This is a genomic window from Christiangramia sp. 3-2217-3z, assembly GCF_051195275.1.
GTDB classification, from domain to species: Bacteria; Bacteroidota; Bacteroidia; order Flavobacteriales; family Flavobacteriaceae; genus Christiangramia; species Christiangramia marina.
Window position 1 is genome coordinate 272,743 of sequence record NZ_JBNJLI010000002.1, and the last position, 22,377, is coordinate 295,119.

The 22,377-nt window shown below is 39.3% G+C and carries 23 protein-coding genes; 8 read left to right on the plus strand and 15 right to left on the minus strand.

The features are described 5' to 3' along the window. Nucleotides 1–38 precede the first annotated feature (38 nt). The 6 genes from ACSHZO_RS04625 to ACSHZO_RS04650 all read left to right on the plus strand — a co-directional run bounded on the left by ACSHZO_RS04625 (nucleotide 39) and on the right by ACSHZO_RS04650 (nucleotide 5,749). On the plus strand, nucleotides 39–878 hold the full coding sequence (locus ACSHZO_RS04625; protein ID WP_298246021.1) for a pseudouridine synthase: 840 nt from the start codon (nucleotides 39–41) through the stop codon (nucleotides 876–878). 275 nt (nucleotides 879–1,153) lie between these two features. Then, nucleotides 1,154–2,557 carry an arginine decarboxylase gene (locus tag ACSHZO_RS04630; RefSeq protein ID WP_298246020.1) on the plus strand — a complete coding sequence of 468 codons (1,404 nt, stop codon included), beginning with the start codon at nucleotides 1,154–1,156 and terminating at the stop codon, nucleotides 2,555–2,557. Between the two features lie 52 nt (nucleotides 2,558–2,609). Continuing rightward, nucleotides 2,610–3,485, plus strand: a complete 876-nt coding sequence (gene speB, locus ACSHZO_RS04635; protein ID WP_295178289.1) for an agmatinase — start codon at nucleotides 2,610–2,612, stop codon at nucleotides 3,483–3,485. Continuing rightward, entirely contained in the window at nucleotides 3,478–4,449 is a 972-nt protein-coding gene (locus tag ACSHZO_RS04640) for a deoxyhypusine synthase family protein (protein WP_298246019.1), read from the plus strand. Before speB ends, ACSHZO_RS04640 begins: the two co-directional genes overlap by 8 nt. Before the next feature lie 81 nt (nucleotides 4,450–4,530). Then, on the plus strand, nucleotides 4,531–5,109 hold the full coding sequence (locus ACSHZO_RS04645) for a hypothetical protein (RefSeq protein WP_298331772.1): 579 nt from the start codon (nucleotides 4,531–4,533) through the stop codon (nucleotides 5,107–5,109). Nucleotide 5,110: 1 nt separating this feature from the next. Continuing rightward, complete coding sequence (locus ACSHZO_RS04650) at nucleotides 5,111–5,749, plus strand: lipid-A-disaccharide synthase N-terminal domain-containing protein (RefSeq protein WP_295178296.1); 639 nt, start codon at nucleotides 5,111–5,113, stop codon at nucleotides 5,747–5,749. Here the strand turns inward: ACSHZO_RS04650 and ACSHZO_RS04655 are convergent. Genes ACSHZO_RS04655 through ACSHZO_RS04675 form a run of 5 tightly spaced genes read right to left on the minus strand, consistent with a single transcriptional unit; the run spans nucleotide 5,724 to nucleotide 12,213 of the window. Continuing rightward, complete coding sequence (locus ACSHZO_RS04655; protein ID WP_298246017.1) at nucleotides 5,724–7,082, minus strand: mannosyltransferase; 1,359 nt, start codon at nucleotides 7,080–7,082, stop codon at nucleotides 5,724–5,726. The two genes, ACSHZO_RS04650 and ACSHZO_RS04655, sit on opposite strands and share 26 nt — an antisense overlap. A 29-nt stretch (nucleotides 7,083–7,111) precedes the next feature. Then, a complete protein-coding gene (locus tag ACSHZO_RS04660) occupies nucleotides 7,112–8,587 on the minus strand; it encodes a cellulose synthase family protein (protein WP_298246016.1) in 1,476 nt (491 codons plus the stop codon). Further along, nucleotides 8,584–9,276 (minus strand): glycosyltransferase family 2 protein, encoded by a 693-nt coding sequence (locus tag ACSHZO_RS04665; protein ID WP_298246015.1) that lies wholly within the window; start codon nucleotides 9,274–9,276, stop codon nucleotides 8,584–8,586. The genes ACSHZO_RS04660 and ACSHZO_RS04665 overlap by 4 nt, the downstream gene beginning before the upstream one ends. A 55-nt stretch (nucleotides 9,277–9,331) precedes the next feature. Beyond that, nucleotides 9,332–10,927: a 4Fe-4S binding protein gene (locus ACSHZO_RS04670; protein WP_298246014.1), complete on the minus strand. Its 1,596-nt coding sequence runs from the start codon at nucleotides 10,925–10,927 to the stop codon at nucleotides 9,332–9,334. Then, nucleotides 10,927–12,213 (minus strand): NAD(P)/FAD-dependent oxidoreductase, encoded by a 1,287-nt coding sequence (locus tag ACSHZO_RS04675; protein WP_298246013.1) that lies wholly within the window; start codon nucleotides 12,211–12,213, stop codon nucleotides 10,927–10,929. Before ACSHZO_RS04675 ends, ACSHZO_RS04670 begins: the two co-directional genes overlap by 1 nt. A gap of 96 nt (nucleotides 12,214–12,309) precedes the next feature. Between ACSHZO_RS04675 and ACSHZO_RS04680 the strand changes: the two genes are divergently transcribed. Beyond that, on the plus strand, nucleotides 12,310–13,338 hold the full coding sequence (locus ACSHZO_RS04680; RefSeq protein ID WP_298246012.1) for a glycoside hydrolase family 113: 1,029 nt from the start codon (nucleotides 12,310–12,312) through the stop codon (nucleotides 13,336–13,338). Here ACSHZO_RS04680 and ACSHZO_RS04685 read toward each other — a convergent pair. The 9 genes from ACSHZO_RS04685 to ACSHZO_RS04725 form a co-directional block, all read right to left on the minus strand. Continuing rightward, entirely contained in the window at nucleotides 13,328–14,014 is a 687-nt protein-coding gene (locus ACSHZO_RS04685; RefSeq protein ID WP_298246011.1) for a TIGR04283 family arsenosugar biosynthesis glycosyltransferase, read from the minus strand. The genes ACSHZO_RS04680 and ACSHZO_RS04685 overlap by 11 nt on opposite strands. A 5-nt stretch (nucleotides 14,015–14,019) precedes the next feature. Beyond that, on the minus strand, nucleotides 14,020–14,808 hold the full coding sequence (locus ACSHZO_RS04690) for a DUF547 domain-containing protein (protein WP_298246010.1): 789 nt from the start codon (nucleotides 14,806–14,808) through the stop codon (nucleotides 14,020–14,022). A gap of 16 nt (nucleotides 14,809–14,824) precedes the next feature. Then, nucleotides 14,825–15,793, minus strand: coding sequence for an arsenosugar biosynthesis arsenite methyltransferase ArsM (gene arsM / locus ACSHZO_RS04695; protein ID WP_298246009.1), 969 nt, complete (start codon nucleotides 15,791–15,793; stop codon nucleotides 14,825–14,827). Continuing rightward, nucleotides 15,794–16,606, minus strand: a complete 813-nt coding sequence (locus ACSHZO_RS04700; RefSeq protein ID WP_298246008.1) for a purine-nucleoside phosphorylase — start codon at nucleotides 16,604–16,606, stop codon at nucleotides 15,794–15,796. Beyond that, nucleotides 16,596–17,210: a TIGR04282 family arsenosugar biosynthesis glycosyltransferase gene (locus tag ACSHZO_RS04705; RefSeq protein ID WP_298246007.1), complete on the minus strand. Its 615-nt coding sequence runs from the start codon at nucleotides 17,208–17,210 to the stop codon at nucleotides 16,596–16,598. Before ACSHZO_RS04705 ends, ACSHZO_RS04700 begins: the two co-directional genes overlap by 11 nt. Next, entirely contained in the window at nucleotides 17,211–17,708 is a 498-nt protein-coding gene (locus ACSHZO_RS04710) for a rhodanese-like domain-containing protein (protein ID WP_298246006.1), read from the minus strand. 1 nt (nucleotide 17,709) lies between these two features. After that, nucleotides 17,710–18,765, minus strand: coding sequence for an arsenosugar biosynthesis radical SAM (seleno)protein ArsS (gene arsS / locus ACSHZO_RS04715; protein WP_298246005.1), 1,056 nt, complete (start codon nucleotides 18,763–18,765; stop codon nucleotides 17,710–17,712). A 44-nt stretch (nucleotides 18,766–18,809) separates the two neighbouring features. Continuing rightward, nucleotides 18,810–19,145, minus strand: coding sequence for an arsenosugar biosynthesis-associated peroxidase-like protein (locus ACSHZO_RS04720; RefSeq protein ID WP_141878980.1), 336 nt, complete (start codon nucleotides 19,143–19,145; stop codon nucleotides 18,810–18,812). A 63-nt stretch (nucleotides 19,146–19,208) separates the two neighbouring features. After that, nucleotides 19,209–19,385 carry a hypothetical protein gene (locus ACSHZO_RS04725; protein WP_295178331.1) on the minus strand — a complete coding sequence of 59 codons (177 nt, stop codon included), beginning with the start codon at nucleotides 19,383–19,385 and terminating at the stop codon, nucleotides 19,209–19,211. Between the two features lie 294 nt (nucleotides 19,386–19,679). On the opposite strand from ACSHZO_RS04725, the gene ACSHZO_RS04730 reads away from it, so the two are divergent. Beyond that, nucleotides 19,680–20,720 (plus strand): AraC family transcriptional regulator, encoded by a 1,041-nt coding sequence (locus ACSHZO_RS04730; RefSeq protein WP_298246004.1) that lies wholly within the window; start codon nucleotides 19,680–19,682, stop codon nucleotides 20,718–20,720. Here the strand turns inward: ACSHZO_RS04730 and ACSHZO_RS04735 are convergent. After that, the gene (locus ACSHZO_RS04735) at nucleotides 20,717–22,198 is read right to left on the minus strand and encodes an SLC13 family permease (RefSeq protein WP_298246003.1); all 1,482 of its coding nucleotides are present in this window, start codon (nucleotides 22,196–22,198) and stop codon (nucleotides 20,717–20,719) included. The genes ACSHZO_RS04730 and ACSHZO_RS04735 overlap by 4 nt on opposite strands. Nucleotides 22,199–22,377 lie beyond the last annotated feature (179 nt).

A 22,377-nucleotide genomic window follows, 5' to 3' on the forward strand; every position in this document is an offset into this window, starting at 1 on the left:
CTCATGCGGGATAACGTATCTTTGCAAAAATTTTGGCAATGAGCAGAAACGATAGATCTACAGGTGGTAAGAATAGTGGTAGACAAGGTGGTGGTACCAGGAAAAAATCTCACGCACGTGGGAATGCTCCGGTAAAACCGAAAATGCAGAAGAGTCCGCTTTCCAATACCGAAGGTATTCGTCTAAATAAATATATCGCAAACTCTGGAATTTGTTCCCGTAGAGATGCAGATATGTACATTGCTGCAGGAAATGTTACTGTAAACGGGAAGTCTGTTACAGAAATGGGTTATAGGGTAAAACTTGAAGACGATGTTCGTTTTGATGGTCGCCGAATCAACCCGGAGAAACCACAATATATACTTCTGAATAAACCTGCTGGATTTTTTGTAACTGGAAACCCTGAAAAAGGTGGTAAAACTGTGATGGAGCTTGTTTCAAAAGTGACCGATGCCAGAGTTAGTCCGGTAGGTAAATTAGACAATCAGGCCAAGGGTCTCTTGCTATTCACCAATGATGGAACTCTTGCTAAAAAACTGGCCAAACCTAAGAACGGAATACGCCAGATCTACCACGTGACGCTTAGTAAAGCTCTTTCCAGGGAAGATCTTGAATCTATCGAAAAAGGTGTTTTCCTTGAAGGTTCTAAAGTGATCGTGACCAGCATTAGCTTTATTGACGACAAACCTCATACTGAAGTTGGGATCGAACTTTACAGCATTAAGGAACATATTGTAACCAGGATCTTTAAGAGCATGGGGTACGATGTAGAAAGCCTGGATCGCGTTGTTTTTGGAGGTCTAACCAAGAAAGATCTATCTCGCGGGCGCACCAGAAACCTTACTGAACAGGAGGTTATCAATCTTGGAATGCACTAATTCATTTTTTAGCTTTTCTATTTTAATTTTAAATACATTTACCATGTCAAAAGTCGGATCAATTTCCCTGGCTTCCTGTCGATCTTTAGGTAATTGAATAAAAATATCTTTTTATTAGCTGAAAAGCCTTCAGCATTGCAACTCCATGACGATCAGATTACTATCGTTACGCAATGGAGCGAGCCTATCTCTTATCTTAACATTAATTTATTAGTCGATCTTTTTGACCCTATCAATTATTATCTAATTTTTAGCTCTAAAATCATTTACGCAAATTGAATACAAAGTACAGCGATCTCATAGACCAGACTTATTACTTTCCACAGGAAGAATTTTCACTGGAAGGAACACAATTAAAATTTCATGATATTGATCTTATGAAGCTTGTGGAGCAGTATGGCGCTCCCCTCAAGTTTACATACTTGCCTAAAATATCACAGAATATCAATAGGGCAAAAGGCTGGTTTCAGGCCGCTCTGGAAAAACATGATTATAAAGGTTCCTATAATTACTGTTATTGCACTAAAAGCTCCCATTTTGAACATGTTCTCAAGGAAGCTTTAAGAAATGACATACACATTGAAACTTCTTCAGCTTTTGATATTAACATTGTTGAAAAGCTTAAAGCTGCAGGAAAGATATCCAATGATCATTGGGTAATTTGTAATGGCTTCAAAAGAGATCAATACGTTGAAAACATAAGTAGACTGATCAATAGCGGACACAAAAAGTGTATTCCTGTGATCGATAATTACGAAGAACTGGATTTACTTTCAGAAAAAGTGGACGGGAAATTCCAGGTAGGAATAAGAATCGCTTCTGAAGAAGAGCCAAAATTTGAATTTTATACCTCAAGATTGGGAATTGGATACCAGAACATCGTTCCTTTTTTTCATAAACAACTGAAGGATAACGATCAGGTTGACCTTAAAATGCTACATTTTTTCATTAACACCGGGATTCGCGATACGGCCTACTACTGGAACGAATTGAATAAATGTTTGAAAGTATACACCAATTTAAAGAAACTATGCCCTAGCCTGGATAGCCTGAACATTGGTGGTGGATTTCCTATCAAGAACTCACTGGCATTTGATTATGATTATGCTTATATGGTTGATGAAATCATTAACCAGATCAAACTAACCTGTGAAGAAGCTGGCGTAGATGTTCCAAATATCTTTACTGAGTTTGGAAGTTTTACTGTTGGTGAAAGTGGCGGTGCGATCTACGAGGTTTTATATCAGAAACAGCAGAATGACCGTGAAAAATGGAATATGATCAACTCTTCGTTCATCACTACATTGCCAGATACCTGGGCGATCAGCAAGAAATTCGTCATGCTGGCAGTAAACAGGTGGAATGATGAGTATGAAAGAGTTTTGCTGGGAGGACTAACCTGCGACAGTGACGATTATTATAATTCTGAACAACATACCAACGCGATCTATCTTCCGAAGTTTAAAAAAGAGAAACCTTTATATATTGGGTTCTTCAATACCGGTGCATATCAGGATACGATTGGAGGTTTCGGCGGATTACAGCATTGTCTTATTCCGCAGCCAAAACATATTTTAATCGACCGGGATGAAGATGACAAGATCACAACGAAACTTTTCAGCGAACAACAGAACTCTGAAGACATGCTAAGTATTCTTGGCTATGATAGAAATAATTAAAACGATACCTTTAACCAACTAATAAACAACTAACTAAACAATTCAATTAGCCATGAGCAAAAAGAATTACGCCGGGATACCCGATAAATATGCTCGTATAGACGAAGCAAAAGTGGTATTGATTCCTGTGCCGTATGACGGAACCAGTACCTGGCAAAAAGGAGCCGATAAAGGTCCGGATGCATTTTTAGATGCTTCAGAAAATATGGAGCTGTATGATATCGAGACAAATACCGAGGTTTACAAAAAGGGAATCTACCTGGCACCACCGGTGACCGAGGATTCTTCTCCGGAAAAAATGGTCGAAGCGGTTTACAAAACCACCAAAAACTATATTAAACAGGAGAAATTCGTAACTCTATTCGGAGGTGAACATTCAGTTTCTATTGGTAGCATCAAAGCTTTTAATGAATCTTTCTCAGACCTTACGGTTGTACAACTGGATGCTCATGCAGATCTTAGACCTGAGTACGAAGGTTCAACCTGCAACCATGCCTGTGCGCTTCATGAAGCCAGTAAAACTACCAACCTTATTCAGGTAGGAATACGCTCTATGGACATTTCAGAAAAAGATCATATGGACGAGAATCAGGTATATTTCGCGCATGATCTTTATGAAGACTGGCAGGAAGATGCGATTGGACAAATGACTCCAAACGTGTTTATCACCATAGATCTTGACGCTTTTGACCCGAGTATCATGCCTTCAACCGGTACTCCGGAGCCAGGCGGATTATTCTGGTATGAAACCCTGGAATTTTTGAAAATGATGTTCAAGAAAAAGAATGTAGTTGGCTTTGATATCGTAGAACTTTGCCCGGATAAGAAAGAGAAATCTTCAGACTTCCTGGCTGCAAAACTTTATTACAAAATGCTGAGCTACAAATTTAAATACCAAAATTTCACAGAAGAAGACGAAGATGAGTAAAGGACATATTTCCCAATTTATAGAAAAATATTACCTGCATTTTAATGCGGCGGCGTTAGTAGATGCTGCAAAAGATTACGAAAAACAGCTGCAAGGCGGTTCAAAAATGCTTGTTTCTCTTGCCGGGGCAATGAGTACTGCAGAGATAGGAAAGATCTTTGCCGAGATGATTCGCCAGGACAAGGTGCATATCGTTTCCTGTACCGGGGCAAACCTGGAAGAGGACGTCATGAATCTTGTAGCACATTCACATTATAAACGAGTTCCAAATTATCGTGACCTTACCGCTCAGGATGAGTGGGATCTATTGGAGAAAGGTCTAAACCGGGTTACAGATACCTGTATTCCTGAGGAAGAGGCTTTTCGTAGAATTCAGGATCATATTTTTAAGATCTGGAAGGATGCTGAAGAAAAAGGAGAACGTTATTTCCCGCATGAATTTCTGCACAAATTATTGCTAAGCGGAGTTATGGAGGAGCATTACGAGATCGACTTAAAAGATTCCTGGATGTATGCTGCTGCGGAAAAGAACCTGCCCATGGTGGTTCCTGGATGGGAAGATTCTACTTTGGGAAATATCTTCGCTTCATACGTGCTTAAAGGTGAACTGAAGGCCAGCACTATGAAATCTGGAATTGAATATATGACCTTCCTTGCCGACTGGTATACTGAAAATTCTAAGGATGGGATTGGATTCTTCCAGATTGGTGGTGGTATTGCCGGGGATTTCCCAATTTGCGTGGTTCCAATGCTTTATCAGGATATGGAGCGTACAGAAACTCCTTTCTGGAGTTATTTCTGTCAGATTTCAGATTCTACAACCAGTTACGGTTCGTACTCCGGAGCTGTTCCAAATGAGAAGATCACCTGGGGGAAACTTGACATCAACACTCCTAAACATATTATTGAAAGTGATGCGACCATCGTTGCACCGCTCATATTTGCCTATCTCCTGGAAATGTAATTAACAAATAATTACCTTACATTGAAGCTGCTCAACAGGCGAAATTGCCTAATATTGAGCAGCTTTTCTGTTTTATATTCCATGAAGAAACTGGTTTTTTTTATCCTCGTCACAATCTCAATACAATCCTGTAATACACCAAGTTATGTGTTCTCCAATAATTCGCAAAAAACTTACAGTTTTCCTGAAGGCACCTATTTACTAAATATCATTGATGCCCCGGAAAGCGTTCGGCTTGAATTGCGAGAACTGATTTTTGACAAATTAGAAGATCGTATCCCCGATGGGAAACTAGTGAGCATACAGGACACGTCGGTGACTTTGATCAACTCACAGCCTGGTTTCAATAACTCCGCTGAATATCTTGAACAATTATCTTCAAGAGCAAAAGGCTATGACTATTTTATCAATATTAAAGCTGAAAAGCCTGCAGACGATCTTGGATCTCTACAGATAGGGAATATCGATCCTGGTGAGGCCAATGTGACCAAGGTGTCGCTGGAAATCATTAATTTAAATGAAAAAGTTAGTGTTTATAACAGCCACGTACGGTCTGAGTTGAAAGTTCCTGATGATAGTAAGGATTTTGCATTCTCTGTAAGTGCTCAATCTATGATGAAGAATAGTTTAAAGAAGATCCTCAAAAGAATGAAGAACTAAAATGGAGAACTGGCCAATATTTGCAATAGGTTTTTTAGCGCAGCTATTATTTAGTGCTAGACTGATAAGTCAATGGTTTCTTTCGGAAAAATCCAAGGAAGTTGAAACGCCTGTATTGTTCTGGAAACTCAGTTTACTTGCCTCTATCTTGCTGTTTACCTATGGATATTTGCGGGATGATTTCGCCATCATGTTAGGACAGTTCCTCATCTACGGAGTATACTGGAGAAATCTTTCTTTAATGAACGAATGGAAAAACCGAAATATCTTTTTTAAAGGCCTCGTCATTATTTTCCCTTTTGCGATTGCCGCCTATATCACTTTTTTCGGAACACAAACCTGGGATGATGTCCTTAGGTCTGAAAATATTGCCGGCTGGATCATCGCTTTAGGTCTGGTAGCTCAAATTGTATATACCTCAAGATTTTTTTACCAGTGGTATTATTCTGAAGTAAATCAGGAATCTTCATTACCGCTGGGTTTCTGGGTCCTTAGTTTAATAGGTTCCAGCTTGCTTTTTACCTACGGAATATTTCGAGAAGACCCGGTACTTATGGCTGCACATTTCTTTGGTGCACTCATCTATATGCGTGATATCTATCTTCTGAAGAAATCTAATAAACCCGATCCACAGGCTTAGAACTTTTCTGAAGGAATAGTTCATACAGGAAATATCCAATTACTATAATATATTCTGAGGCTACCAGCCATAGATTTTCATCATATTGAGCATTGGAATAAGCCGAATAACTCAGGATGACCAGCAAGGACCAGATGAGCATAAGTCTAAATCTTGTGAACACACTTAGAAAGAGTGGAATTGCCAGATACCAGGGATGCACTGTTGTGGACAGAAGTAGGTAAACAACAATACCGAATAGCATACTATTTATTAAGTCCTGCATCGTCCCATTCTTCCGTAAAAAAGTGAGTAATATGATCGTAACAAATGTAATTAGAGGTAAGATCTTGCCAGCAGCCTCAATGATGTTATATCCTTTCACCTGAAAACCTACCCACCTCACCAAATAATATACTGAGGCATTAAATTCAAACTTGCCAAACCATAATCCAACACTCGCCATGAAATTTGCCATTACCTCTTCGGAATAAAATGGTGCAAAGGAGATCACCAGCGTTAGGATTACCAGGCTGTAAAATCCAAGCAACTTTACGAAAGCCAGCTTCGGATTCTTCAGAAAAAAACCAAAAAATAGTGGCAGAAAAAGCAGTGGTAATAGTTTGACAGAAATGGACAAACCAAGCACTATAGCAGAAGCTATCCAGCGATTATTATGTAATAAATAGAGTGACCAGACCAGGAAAAACACCATGACCGATTCAAAATGCAGATTTCCCGTCATTTCAATGATTATGAAAGGATTGAGAATATAGAGAAAGATCCTACTCCTGGACATTCCGAGATTTGAAAGCAAACGAGCACCAAAAAACACTGTGCCGAGATCGGCCAGAATAATTAGCGATCTTAGAAACATCACATTCAGCAATTGGCTGGAATTTGCTAGAAACGAGGAAACTGCAAATAGCAGCTGATTAACCGGTGGATAGTTTGAATAATGTCCTGCGCTAAGGCTTCCCATTCCCTGTAATAAAACTTCGGTATTTGAAAAATTAAGCTCATTAGAAATTTCCGAAGGAATAAATAGATATGGATTAATCCCTGCATTAATAAGCTGGCCATCCCAAATAAATCTGAAATAATCCTGTGAAAGTTCTGGAAGTGCGAATAAGAAGACTAATCTAAATATGATCGCGAGTATGACCAGGAATTTGAAATTGTGACGAAGTAAGTTATAAAGCTTGTAACTAAGTATGCATAAGGCTGTATAAAGCATCACCAGCCGACCAAAATCTTCGCGGACTAATCCATATGCAAAACTCCAGTAAAAGGCTACACAGGAGAGCGCTATAAGCATTGGGAATTTGTAAAGCCTGAGTAGTTTTAGATCCATTCCGGTACGAAGATTTCCGACTAAGTTAGTTAAACTTCAGACTTTAAACTTTGAATGAAAACGAAACCAAATCCGGCGAAAAGCATAAGGTGGAAAATAATGAGTCCGAATTCCTGAAGTCGGAATGCGCTAAAAATTGCAAAGCCAAAATAAAGAAATAGTACGCCTTCAATAATGATATTTCTTGAAAACTTGCCCGATAGATATTTATTACCCTTCCATTTACCACCACTTTCTCCAATATTGAATTTTGGAGTTCTTATAAATTCTGAGCGTTTCCCGAGATGACCTTCCAGAACAGCGAGTGAATTATGAACTGAAAACCCCATCGCTATTGAAAAAAAGGTGAGAAACATCCCTACAAACTTAAGAAAGGATCTGAGTCCTTTTCCATGTATTCTTGACCAGGCAACATAGTAACAAAGAAAAAAGATAAGCGTACTTAGAGCAAATACTGCGACCAGATTAAAATACCAGTCGAAAGCCGGATTGGAATTCTTGATGTAAAGTACCGGCAAACTTAGCACCGCAAGAAACAAAACGATCAAAAACATACTGGAGTTCAAAAGATGAAAGAACCCATGAAACTTGGTACTGAATGATGCCGATTTATCTCTTAATAATTTTCCATAGTTCTTCCTGAAATTTTCGGCAGCACCTTTGTTCCATCGAAACTGCTGACTCCTTGCTGCACTAATCACCACGGGTAATTCGGCTGGAGTTTCTACATTTTCAAGGTATTTGAATTCCCATTTTTTCATCTGGGCCCTATAACTGAGATCAAGATCTTCTGTAAGTGTATCGCCACTCCAGTTCCCGGCATCGAGAATACACACCTTTCGCCAGATTCCCGCTGTCCCGTTGAAATTAATAAAATTGCGACCAAAATTTCTTCCGGTTTGTTCCAGTATAAAATGAAAATCAAGCGCGAAAGCCTGTATCCTGGTTAGTAGCGAATAATCACGATTTAGATGTCCCCAACGGGTTTGCACCACACCAATCCTGGAATTTTTAAAATAGGGCAATGTTTGTTTTAGCCAATTTCTGCCAGGTACGAAATCTGAATCAAATACCGCGATATACTCTCCACGAGCGATTTTCAGACCTTCTTTCAAAGCTCCGGCCTTAAATCCAGTGCGTGTTTGCCTGCAGATATGCTGTATATCCAATCCTTGCTGGCTAAGACTTTTAATAAGTTTAGAAGTGATGTTTACAGAATCATCTGTAGAATCATCCAGGACCTGGATTTCGAGTTTTTCCCTTGGATATTCTATTCTGGCAATATTTTTCAGTAACCGTTCAACTACGTATTCTTCGTTATAGAGCGGCAATTGTATGGTAACAATGGGGTAGTCATCATTCGCTTCGAAGTTGAATTTTTCTGAAGTGTCACTAGACTTTATAGCTTTGAAGTAATTTAGCAAAAGGTGTAGCTGCGAGAGGCTGTAGATGAAAATAACCAGCAACGCAAACGTGTATAGTATGATCACCAGCAGGTCTATCATTTAAAACTGTATTTGAAGATCCATCCTAATATTTTCACACCTGCAAAGATAGCACCTTTAAGTGTTCCTGAAACTTTGGAAACCCCGATCCGATTTCGATAATGCACTGGGATCTCGGAATAATCTAAATTTTTCCGAAGTGCTTTTAATTGCATTTCAACCGTCCACCCATAGGTTTTATCCTGCATCTCCAGCTGAAGTAATTTCTCATATTTGATTGCTCGAAAAGGTCCAAGATCTGTAAACGTAGAATTGAATAACAATTTCATCAAACTTGTAGCCAGCCAATTTCCAAAGATCTGCGGAAAGGTCATCGAACCAGTTTCCCGCCATTCTTTTACCCTCGCTCCTACAACGAAATCTTTGTTATCATCAATGATCGGCTGAATGATCCTTACTAATTCTGAAGGATAATCTGAATAATCTCCATCCAGAAATACAATAATATCTGGTTTAGCCGACTGTTCAGAGATGTATTGCATTCCTCTTAAGCAGGCATAGCCATAGCCTTTTCTATTCTCCCGCAGCACAGTAGCACCTGCGGCGGCAGCATTTGCTTCAGTAGCATCTGTAGAATTGTTGCTAACCACGATCACTTCTTCCACGATATCCGGAATGTCCTTGATCACTAAACCTATTGAATCGGCTTCGTTAAAGGCTGGAATGATCACTTTAATGGAAGAATGCATGCGTAGTTATTCAGTTCAGCTTAAGAAGTGCGAAAATAAGCGAACTCCTTACAATTTATAAGCTTTTCTGCTTCAGAAGATCCAAAAGATCTACATTATCTCCCACAACTCCTTCTTCTGCCGTTATCCGGTTACTGGTAGATCCATTCTCCAGTTTGAGTACACCTCTGGGACAAACCGCTGAGCAGATTCCGCAGCCAACACAACTGGATCGAACGATGTTCTCACCTTTTTGCGCGTATGCCCGTACATCGATCCCCATTTCGCAATAGGTAGAACAGTTTCCACAGGAAATACACTGGCCGCCATTGGTCGTAATTCTGAATTTTGAGAATAGACGTTGTTGCATTCCTAAAATTGCCGCCATTGGGCAACCAAATCTACACCATACGCGATTCCCGAAAATTGGATAAAAACCGGTTCCAATGACTCCGCTAAATATCGACCCTATCAGAAAACCATAAGCCTGGCGAAGGCTTTCTGCATTAAATAAGAATAAATTCTGTCCGCCGAAATAGTGAAAAGCTATTAATCCCAGGATGATCACGAGGTATCCAATTGCACCGTATCTTGCGTCTTTCTGTAATTCTTCTCTCTTATAATACCAGATCGCTGCAAACAAGAGGCTTAGAAAAACCCCAACCCCAATAAGGAAAACATCTCTTGTAAGCCAGTATTTTGATGAATCATAGCCAAGGTAACTGTAGATGACAGCGGTAGTCATTAAAACGACGAAAACAAGTACACTATGCACCACCCATCGCTCAACCTTCCAGGCAAAAAGACTCTTATCTGAAAGTTGGCGGTATGGATCACCAGCAGTTTCAGCGAGACCTCCACAACCACAAACCCAGCTGCAGTACCATCTTTTTCCGTATTTATAAGTCAGAATCGGGGTGATCACAAAAATTGAAACCACACCGAAAATAAGCAAAGCCAGTCCTATATTACCTGATGAAAGAAAACCATCTACCCGGTATTGTTCGAAATTATAATAATTAAGTGGCCAGATATTCTTAAGATCATAATACGGCAGGTTCATCCCATCGTCGTTAAGCCTGGACATAAATTCAGGAATGAGAAATGCGAATGCCAGCTGAAAGAACATCACACTAAAAGTTCTTAGTTTCTCATAGCGGTTATGCCGGTACTTCCAAAGAAATTTCACTCCAAAAGCCAGAATAGCGATGGTATATAGAGTTCCATACACGAACCACTGGCTAGCGGGATTGCCACTTAACAAATAACTTAAAGGATCGAAAAGAGCGATCAATCCAACGTTACCCCCTTCTGCCCGTAAACCAAGATATTGGGGATAAAAATAAAGCAATATATAGAATCCGGTCAATCCAACACCGGTAAGATAAGCAACGTACCCGCGGCTGGTCATACTCTTAAACCATACACCATCGTTCTTAATGCCTGCATGCGTTCCCGAATAGGTAGCCTGAGCAAACCACACAATTCCTGCAGTGATCGAGCCTAAAGCAATACTTAGCCAAAGAATCTTGTTAGGGAAATTTAGATTGAAAGCAGCGAGACAAAGAATGATGAGTCCAGACATCCCAAGCAAAGTCGATAATTTCTGTCCTGTATTAAGAGATGCTGCAGCTTCGCCGGTTACAGACATATTTTGTTCAATTCTACTCATTAGGTGCTTTGTAAGTTGTTTGTAAAACTTTTAAAGATCTCGGCCTCGTGATGCTCATAAAATTCGGGATCAAAATTGGCTGCTTTGAGGTTTGATAAAACGTGGTTTATCGTCTTTCCTTCATTCAGCCATTTATCGAATACCTCCTGTCGCATTCGTATTCCGAAGGTATTGATACCCTTGAATTTTGCTGACTCAGTATCAAAAGCGATCGTGATCGCCTTTTCTCCACTTTCGTGCTGCCAGTGAAAATGCTGCTCATTTTGACCAGGCTTATTAAACACCCAGCCGTAGGTTTGATATTCGATATCGAAGAATTTAGCCGAGTTAAACCAATTTCCCGGTTGGTAGGGAGTTCGGTTTCCAGTAATCGTTCTGGCTACAGTTTCACCCATGATCCTGCCAGTGTACCAGACTGCTTCCACCGGTTTTCGTTCTCCTATGGCTTTTCTTTGTTGTGCACAATCACCAATTGCGTAAACATCGGGAACACTGGTTTCAAGGAATTCGTTCACGAGAATGCCTTTTTCGGTTTCGATTTCCAGATTCTCAAGAAAGTTGATATTAGGTTTTACACCCGCGCAGAGACCAACAAATTCGCAAGTGATCTCTTCTCCAGATTTGGTTCTAATACCACGAACGTTACCCTGTTCATCTCCAAGAATCTCCTCCAGTTCCGTTTCGTGACGAAGGTCTATTCCATGCGCAAGGATATGCTCAGAGATCATCTTTGCATCCTGTGGTGGCAATACGCTACTCCAAAAGCCTTTTTCTCTCACCAGTAAAGTCACCGGAATCTTGCGTGCATGCAGCATTTCTGCCAGTTCCACGCCAATGAGTCCGCCACCAATAACTACCGCCTGTTTGATACCAGAAGTTCTTTCCTCCAGCTTTTCCAGGTCCTGCTTAGTGACCATTCCCTGAACACCATTGAGATTTTCTCCTGGCCAGCCAAAGCGATTTGGTAATGAACCGGTAGCCAGAATTAGCTTGTCGTAGTGCAATGTTTCTTCGGAAGAAAAACTAAGTTCTTTGTGTTGAAAATCTATGTGATCAACCCAGGCATTCTTAAGTTCTATTCGATTCTTCTCCCAGAACCAGTCTTCATAAGGTTTTAGATGGTCCCATTTCATATGTCCCATATAGACATACATCAAAGCTGTACGTGAGAAAAAATAGTCAGATTCCCCGGAAATTACGGTGATCTTGCAGTCTGAAGCTTTTCTAATATGCCGGGCAGCAGTGATACCTGCAATTCCATTTCCAATGATAACGATATGCTCCATTTATTTTTATAATTTGCTACAGGCCGGAAAGGCACTTAGTAAAGTAAACTGAAAATAACCACAAACCCAATTTTACTCCTCAATAATCGCTCAATCATGCAGTGGAAATCGGCACTCATTGTATTTCAGGTCTTTCTAATGGTCGGTTTACTAACAGCGTCCTGTCAAACAAATCAACGGTCTCCAGAAATGAATGGGATTAGCCTCGTGGCTTCCCGGGATTCTATTCTCGATACTGAAGTAAACTATGTTGCTGAAACTGAAGCCAATTACATTGCCCTGATGCCCTTTGGTTTTCTACCAGACAGCCAGGAACCTCAGCTAAAATTTAACATTAATCGGCAGTGGTTTGGTGAACGCAAGGAAGGTATTGAGCATACCGTTTCAAAATTAAGAGAGCGCAATCTAAAGATTATGGTTAAACCACAGATCTGGATTAGGAATGGAACCTTTACCGGAAACCTTAGTTTTAAAACTGAAGAAGACTGGAAGCAATTCGAAGCATCTTACGCCGAATTTATTCTATTATATGCTAAAATTTCAGAAGAACTCAATGTAGAGTTATTCTGTATTGGAACCGAACTTTTTAATTTTGTGAGCATTAGACCTCATTTCTGGAAAAACCTGATTTCCGAAGTAAGAAAAATATACAGCGGGGAAATCACTTATACGGAAAACTGGGATAAATATGATCAAACTACGATCTGGGATGAGCTGGATTATATAGGCGTGGACGCTTACTTTCCTATAAGTGACGAAGCTTCTCCCGATATTGATCAAATAAAAGAAGGCTGGGAACCTCATCTTAGTTCACTTGAATCTGTATCTGACAAATTTGAGAAAAAGATAATTTTTACAGAATTTGGTTATAGAAGTATTGATCATGCCTTGAAAACTCCATGGAATTCTGAACGGGAACATCCCGGTCTCAATTTAAATTTACAGGCAAATGCTTATAAAGTTCTTTTTGAACAGGTTTGGTCTAAAGAGTGGTTTGCGGGTGGTTTTCTTTGGAAATGGCATCAACGAACCAATAGCGGCGGACTCGAAAATTCCAGATTTACGCCACAAAATAAACCAGCAGAGAAGGAGCTAAAAAGATTTTACGGTAGCTTCAGGAATTAATCCGTTTGCAATAATGAGAACGCAGATCTTCAGCACTAGCACCAAATCTTCTTTTCCAGTAGATCTCAAGAAATAACTTTTGCGTTTTCCAGACACCCATACGCTCGTATAAACGCGCAGAAGTTGTAAGCCATTTCCTAATCACCGTGAATGATCCATGCTCATATAGGCGTTTTATAAACTCGTTGTCTTCGTAAACCGTATAATTTTCGTCAAATCCGCTAAGGGAATGAAAGAGATTTTTAGTTACGAACAGGGATTGATCTCCTCCTCTACAGGATAGATGATTAAATTTTGTGAAGTGCCCCATCAGGTTTAGCCACCAGTGATCCTTGTCAAAACGCATTTGAAAACAGCCGCAGTTATATCCTTTACGGACTGCTTTCATTATAAAATCATCAAAATTTTCTGGTGGATAACTATCGGCATGCAGGAAATACAGCAGTTCACCTTTTGCATTTTTGGCGCCATAATTCATTTGAACTGCACGTCCTTTTTCCGAAAGATAATAGGTAACCTTTGGGTGTTCGATGGCAAGACGGGAAGTTTCATCTGTACTTCCACCATCCACAACAAGAATTTCCCGTATATAAGTAGAAGAAGCAGTTTCCAGGTATTTTAGCAAAGCCGGAAGCTGCTTCTCTTCATTATGGACCGGGATAATGATACTTATCACAGAACTTATTTTGCTTCGTTCAGGTTCCAGTCGTAGTTCTTGTAGTCTACCTGGGCATTCGAATTGATCTTTACTTCTGAATATTGATTGATGTATTCGATCAAAGATCCGTTTTCAGTAAAATCATTCTTGTACCAATCAAAGATCGATGAAAGCTTCAGTTGGGAAGCGGAGATTTCATTTTTATCTGAATTGATAAATTCATTCGTAGCCTTTTCCAGTTGTTTTTCGATATTCTCGCTGGTATAAGCTTCATTAATAAGTTTTGGACAGCTTATAGACGCGCAATTGATCGCAAAGTGAATCCTTGGCTCATCCATTTTTCGTAACAGACTATTTTCAATGGCACCAAGTGAAATTTCCTTATTTCCGATTTTGACGAACTCTTTGGTCCATGCTCCGGAAATATCCTTAATACTCTTCGTTGGATAATTCCGAAGAATAAGATCCACCGTGTACGCATTATAGAGGTTGATATAATATGCCAGAAGTTGATCACGATTCCAGGTATCATCTGGCTGCATGGAAGAAAGCATCTTTAAATATTTATCAAGTGCTGGCCGATCTTTCTGGAAACCTTTATAATCTACCATTCCGTCGCTATCCACATGTCTTTTCAATAGTTGATCCCAGCCAGAATGATCTACTTTCTCCTCGGCAGCTGCAGAAGTATTTGCAGAATCTGGCGTAGGCAATCCATTACTATTGAAGCCTGCGCTGGAAATAAGGTTACAGGATTGACAAATAAATGCCCCTGAGACCAGAATTAGAAAACTTAAAAATACCTTCTTCATAATCTGATTTTTTTAATTAGCAACATCCACCACCATCGTAATGCCAGGTGGACTCACTAATGTAAATATCATCTCTTCCAAGATCTGCCAATGCACCTGCAGTTTTATCACAAATTGCAATTGGCTGATTCTTCAATAAAATATGTCCTTTTTTATCATCAAGATGATCTTCATCTCCATAATAGATCGCAGCTTTACCAGTAAAGATACACGGCCCATCTTCCGGCATAGGATCTTTGATCGCGGCTACTTCAATAGATTCGATATAGATCAATTCATCTATAGGATAATTTTTGGGATCCAGAATTCTATAAGGCTTTCTGGCCCTGATCTCGATAGTTCCAAAGCCGGCATCTGTCAATGCTTTTACATAATCTTTGATGCTCAGGCTTCCGGAAAGACAAAGCGCTCTTAAGCGTTCGTCATTTCGAAGTTCATCATTCATCTCCTGCTCACAGGTTGGGTCACTCATTACAAGTCTTCCATGTGGCTTTAACACACGGTACATTTCCTTCAATGCCTGAGTGAGCTCTTCAGTTTTAAAAATATTGAAAAGACAGTTCTGTGCGGCAACATCTATAGAGTTATCCTCAACCGGCAATGCCGTAGCATCTCCTTTTCTAAGATCAACAAATTCAGATTTAAACCATGGATTCTGGGCTTCCGCCTCCACAAAGTTCTTGCGGGACGCTTCCAGCATTTCATCCACCACGTCTACTCCAACCACTCCAGATTTCATTCGGGAAAAATAAGCGAACTGTAAAAGTTCCATTCCGCCACCTACACCCACATAAAGTGTACGCGGATTATTAGTCAGATCCCGGGCATGCACGGTAGAACCACAACCATAATTCATCTCCTGCATGATCTTCGGAATCTTTAATCCCGGAAGTTCCCAGATCGGGTTCGTAGTGCAGCAAAGTCCCACATCTGGTGTAAGTGCTGCTTCACGGTAAACGTCTTTAGTAATCTCTAAATAACTCATTTATAATCTCTTAAGTAATTCTTTAAATAGTTTAACCATATCAGGTTCGGCTTTAGCAGCCATTGCCAGAATTTCCTGAATATCTACTTTTTCAAGATTATCCGGATCCCCTTTATCTGTAATTACAGAAATTGCTGAAACTGGGATTCCTAAATGATTGGCCACAATCACTTCAGGCACTGTACTCATTCCAACAGCATCTGCACCAATGATTTTTAAATATCTGTATTCTGCCCTGGTTTCCAGTTGAGGCCCCAGTACCGAAGCATAAACTCCCTTATGTAAAGTAATATTCAGCTCTTTTGCGGTTTTCTCGAATTGCTCGTTCATAGATCTATCATAAGGTTCGCTCATGTCCACAAATCGTTCACCCAAGTGTTCAACGCCATGAAAAGCCAGTGGCGAACCACCCTGAAGATTAATATGATCATCAATGAGCATCAACTCCCCTTTTTCATAATCCAGATTGATCGCTCCGGAAGCATTGGAAACCAGCAAACGTTTCATCCCTAAACGCTTCATTACTCTTACCGGGAATGTAACATCAAAAAGACTGTAACCTTCATACAGGTGGAATCTCCCCTGCATGATGACTACCTTTTTTCCTGCCAGGGTACCAAAAATTAGTTTTCCCTTGTGAAATTCCACCGTGGCAGTTGGAAAATATGGGATATGATTATAACTGGCGGTTAATTCAATTTCAACATCATCCAGTAGTTTACCTAAACCTGTACCTAATATGATCCCAACCTCGGGCTCGCCGAATCCTTTGGATTTCAAATAATCTACCGATTCGTTTATTCTATCTGTCATTATTTATAATTTTTTGAAAAGCCGGATGATCTTTAATATCTTCCAGCGTATCTATATCGTTTTTTAGTGGCAGCGCTTTATAAGTTCCATCCTGCATGTCCTGAAGACTTTGCTCAAATACGCTCGAAGTACTCCATGCTTTATTGATGAATAAAGCTGAATTTAATGATTTCATACCCAAAAGGTAATATCCACCGTCTTCAGCAGGTCCAATAACATAATCGTGAGCTTCAAGTTCTTCAAAAGCATCCTCAAGATCTGTTGTCTCAAGATCGTAAAGATCACTTCCAATAATCAAAATTTTCTTGTAGCCTTCGTCGAATCCAGCTTTGAAAGCAGCTTCCATTTTCTCTCCCAGATCTCCTTCTAACTGCAATCTCTTCTGAAAACCTCCATCTTTCCAGATATCGTCTTCAGCGATATTCCAGGCGTAATAAACCTGTTTGTTTACGTTGAGTTTACCGGTTATATCTTTCGTATGCTTCAGCAGAAATTTATAAATTTCAAGAGCTTTCTTAACTCCTACTCCTTTGGCTAGCCTGGTTTTTACCTTTCCAAGAACAGGATTTTTTGTAAATATGATTAGCAGATTTTCTTTTGACACCTAATAAATTTTTTCTCCGTTCTTAAGATATTTCGACCAGTGTTTTGAAAAAGTATGAACCTTTTCGGTTTCCTTGCCTTTATTGTTATAAACAGGATAGCCCGTATTTTTCCATTCAAAAATTCCTCCGTACAGATTTTTTACATTTCTAAAACCCAGATCCTGAATCTTACAAGCAATTTTCTCTGATCTAATCCCTACAGAACAGTATACTACGATCTGTTTATCCCTGGAAATTGAATCCAGAACTGTAAAATTAAGATTATCATACCCTATAAACTTTGAATCCTTAAGATGACTGGTTTTGTACTCATTGCTTTCCCGTGCATCGAGAATGATCACCTCATCATAGAATTGATCCATACGCAGTTGCTCTACGGAAGTGTATGCAACATCGCCAGAATTATATTTTTTCAATAGATCGTCCAGTGCGTTTTGACTAAAGCCGGAAGTTCCAATGAAAAAAATTAAGCTGAAAATGATTCCCTGTAATTTCATATTAAGCTACTGTTCCCTGGCAACTACTTCCTGCACCAGCAGTACAACCGTAGCAATGTTGTGAAATGATAATATTGCGATCATTCAATATATCCTCATTATATTCACTGATATGCTGAACTTTCGAATTTACTTTTAATTCGAGCATCTGATTAAAATCACAATCGTATAACCAGCCATCCCAACTAATAGAGATAGTATTGGTGCACATCACGTTTTCAACGGCTGCAGGATTATAAGCCTCTACCAGGGCATACATATAATCTTCATAATTTTCAGAAGCTATAAGGTATTCAAGGAATCGGCTAATGGGTAAATTTGTAATTGCGAACAGACTGCCAAAATCGATATTAAAATCTTCTTTTAAAGCTTTTTTGAAGTCCTGCTCCATTGCCTGTTGATCTGTTGGTAAAAATGCACCTGAGGGATTATAGACCAGATCCAGTTTTAGACCTGTGCCTTCCTGCGCATAACCTACAGCGTTCAGCATTTGCAGCGCCTTGATAGATTTATCAAAAACACCACTACCTCTTTGCTTATCGGTTTTTTCTCTTTTATAGAATGGCAATGAAGAAACCACGTGGACGTTATGTTTCTTAAAGAATTCCGGTAGGTCGTGATACTTCTTGTTGGCGAGAATGATCGTTAGGTTTGATCTAACAATGAAATCCTGAATCCCTGCTTTCGCAGCTTCTTCCACAAACCATCTAAAATTCGGATTCATTTCAGGGGCACCACCAGTAAGGTCCAGCGTATGCGCTCCGGTATTCTTGATAACTTCCAGACATTGTTTCATGGTTTCTACCGTCATGATCTCCTTACGATCGGGACCGGCATCTACATGGCAATGAGAACAAACCTGATTACACATATAACCAAGATTAAGCTGTAAGATTTCGAGTTTTTTGGGTTTAAATGGCAGATTGTGAGTTTCTGCGATCTTATCCCGGAAATACGGGAGTTCGCCTTCTTCAAATATGCCTTCGCTTAAAAATTCTAACTGGTTCTTAGGGCTTGAAAGATCATCCTTACGCGCCTTCAGGGATTTTGTGATCATATGGTTGTTTCTACGTATGTTTAGTTCTTCATTTCAGAAAAAACTTACATACTTAGCTTTTTGTATTTATTCATCATTTGGACACCATGTACAAGTGTAGCTCCACTTTCAATAGCAGCACCAGCATGAACAGCTTCCATCATCTCTTCCTTGGTAATACCACGTTGTAATCCATCCTTGGTATATGCATCGATACAATAAGGACATTTTACAACATGCGCTACCGCAAGGGCGATCAATGACTTTTCACGGGCAGAAAGCGCTCCTTCTTCGAACACTTTACCGTAGTAGTCAAAAAACTTATTTCCAAGCTCTTCGCTCCATTCAGTAATCTCTCCAAATTTTCTAAGGTCTGCAGGATCATAATAGTTTTTAGCCATTTACTATTTTCTTATATGTGTTAATACTAATAATTACGAAAAAACCGAAGCTACAGTTTTAAACTATAATACTCCGGTTATAGAAAGAATAATGAGTAAGAATAAGGCTACTATCGCGATTACTATCCATAACTTAGAACTGGAATTCTGAGTTCTGGTTTCTGTAGATTGATTGACTTTTTGTTCACTGTCACGATCTTCCTTAGGTACAGGCGATGATCTGTCTTTATCTTTATTCATAATTATAGTTTTACTGAAAAATAAACCAAATTCTTAGCCTATGGAATCAGACTTTTGTTTTTAACAAATTTTTTCAATTTAACCAATTTCCCAAAATTAGTTCAAGAATTACTTTTTGCTTCTGAAACTATCCATAACACTAACGTTTTTCGCATAACCATTATCTCTATTGACAGATTCTCTATTCCAAATTCTTAATTTTTTCACACATATATTAATTTTACGAACGAAGATTTTAAGATTTTTATCTGTAAAAAGCCTATCTTATTAGGCGAAAAAATAAGATGTATTTATATGAGAATTGATGTTCAAACGCTACCGGTTAATGAAATTGTGCAAAATATAGCGCAATCGCTGGATGCAGATATACAAAATCGTAGCGGCGAACTTCTAGTTGAAATTCCTTCAGAGTATGGTGAAGGTACTATTCGAGGAATTAGTTTTGACTCCGGCATGGGCTATATTACCTACAATTGTAGATTTTCGCAGGATGTTGAAATTCATTTCTCTCTAAATACCGTACACCCCTTAAAATTTATTTTTTGCTCTGAAGGGAGTATTAGTCATTGCTTTCAGCATAGTGATGATGAGCATAGTATTGACACCTACCAGAACATCGTTGTGAGCAGCAGTGGTTATGACGGACATATCTTATATTTCAAAAAAGATGTCCAAACGCATGTTTCAAGCCTGGAGATCATTAGATCTGTCTTTGCACATCGGTCCAATTATGATTTTAAAGATCTTGATCCAACCCTAAAGCAGCTATTTAAAGATTCAGTTTCGAAAAAGCAATTTTTCTATCAGGGGAATTATAGTATTAAGTCGGCAGACTTAATGGACGAGATCAATACCAAAGATTTTACAGGATTTCTTCGTAACCTGTTTCTGGAAGGTAAAGCGTTTGAAATGCTTACTATTCAGATAGACCAGTATCAGGATGATGAGAATGGCGAGAACCTGCCAAAGATCCTAAGAAAGTCTGATATTGAAAAGGTAAACTATGTTGCCAAAAGAATTCAGGGTGATCTTAGCACAAATCTTTCCGTAGAAACCCTGGCGAAAGAGGCTGGAACTAATGTAAATAAACTTCAGGAAGGCTTCAAGTATGTTTACGATCTTACTGTAAATAAATATATGCAGCATATTAAATTAGAAGCTGCCAAAGAAATGCTGAAACTTTCAGAAAAGAACATCTCAGAAATTGTAACATCTATCGGACTCAACAATCGTAGTTACTTCTCTAAAATTTTCAAAGAGAAATATGGTGTGAGTCCTAAGTATTTCCTGCAAACCAAGGCAAGTATCAAAGAAGAAGAATTCGAAGAAAACTAAGATCTATCTCTTAAAAATTTCTGCGGAATTACCTCCGGATCAAAACTCCATAAATACGGCAGTAGGAAATAGACTATCAGACTTAGCAATACTATGCTGACTATATTCATCCATATACCTGTTTTAATCATATCTGGAATCCTAAGATAACCTGAACCAAATACCACCGCGTTCGGCGGAGTTGCCACAGGAAGCATAAATGCACATGATGCTGCCAGAGTCGCGCCAACCATCAAGAAATAGGGATGTAGATTCAATGCGAAAGCCATTGATGCAAGAATTGGTAGCAACATAGCTGTGGTGGCCAGGTTTGAGGTGACTTCTGTAAGAAAATTTACTGCAGCAATCAATACAACCACAAGTAACAATAATGGTAAATTTTCAAGATTCTTTAGTTGCTCTCCTATCCAGATTGCCAGACCGCTTTCACCAAAACCTTTTGCGAGTGCCATTCCTCCTCCAAATAATAAAATAATTCCCCAGGGAATTTTAACCGCTTCTTCCCAGGTAACCAGTTTTCTGTTGCTCTTACCTGCAGGAATTAGAAACAGAGCTACAGCCGCGATCATCGCGATAATGGTATCGTCTATGAGCGGCAATACTGGCTGTAAGAGATAGCTTCTGCTAATCCAGCAAAATGCAGTAATAGCAAAAACTGCTAAAACTCTTTTCTCCTGTATGCTCATGTGACCCAGTTCAGTTTTAAGTCGGTCGATCTCTGCCTTCCCTCCCGGAAATTCAGTTTGTGTAAAACTAAAAGCTTTGCTGGTAAGATACTTCCAGCATATAAAAAGTAGAATGATAGAAACAGGCAAGCCCAGAATGATCCATTTCGTAAAGCTAATCTCAACCCCATATATTTCTTCAACGATTCCAGCAAAAACCAGGTTTGGAGGAGTTCCAATGAGTGTTGCCACTCCACCTATAGATGCACTGTAAGCAATAGCTAACATAAGGGCTTTTCCAAAAATCATGTTTTCATTTTCCTCACTTGCCGGGTTGTCCTTTAACTGACTGATAATTGCAGTCCCGATAGGAAGCATCATTACCGAAGTAGCAGTATTGCTAATCCACATGGATAGAAATGCTGTTGCCACCATAAATCCCAAAATGATCTTTTTAATATCAGCACCTATGAACTGAATGATATTTAAGGCGATCCTTCTATGTAAACCCCACCTTTCGATAGCCACTGCGAGTATGAATCCACCTAAGTATAGGAAGACATATTTGTGACCGAATGCTGCAGTGGTATCTTCTATACTCACTGCTCCCGTGAGTGGAAAAAGTATAATGGGCAGTAGAGCAGTTACCGAAATGGGAATTGCTTCCGAAACCCACCAGATCGCCATCCACAAAGTTATACAGAGAACATCAAATGCTGCTTCAGGCATAGAGTTAGGTGTACCTAACAATTGTAAAATAACATAAAGAAATGGCCCCGCTACTAGCGCTATTATTTTGAATCTGGAATTCATATATTTCAAAAAGCTGAAGATATAGATTATTTCCTTTTAGCAAAAGTCAAATAAGAAAGCGATAAATCAGTTTATGAAGAATCCAGAGAAGCTTAGAATCAGTTTAATGATACAGGTCGCAAAAAAAAATGTAATCTATACAAAAACAAAACGGAAGGAATTGAGCAAATTTTTTATTT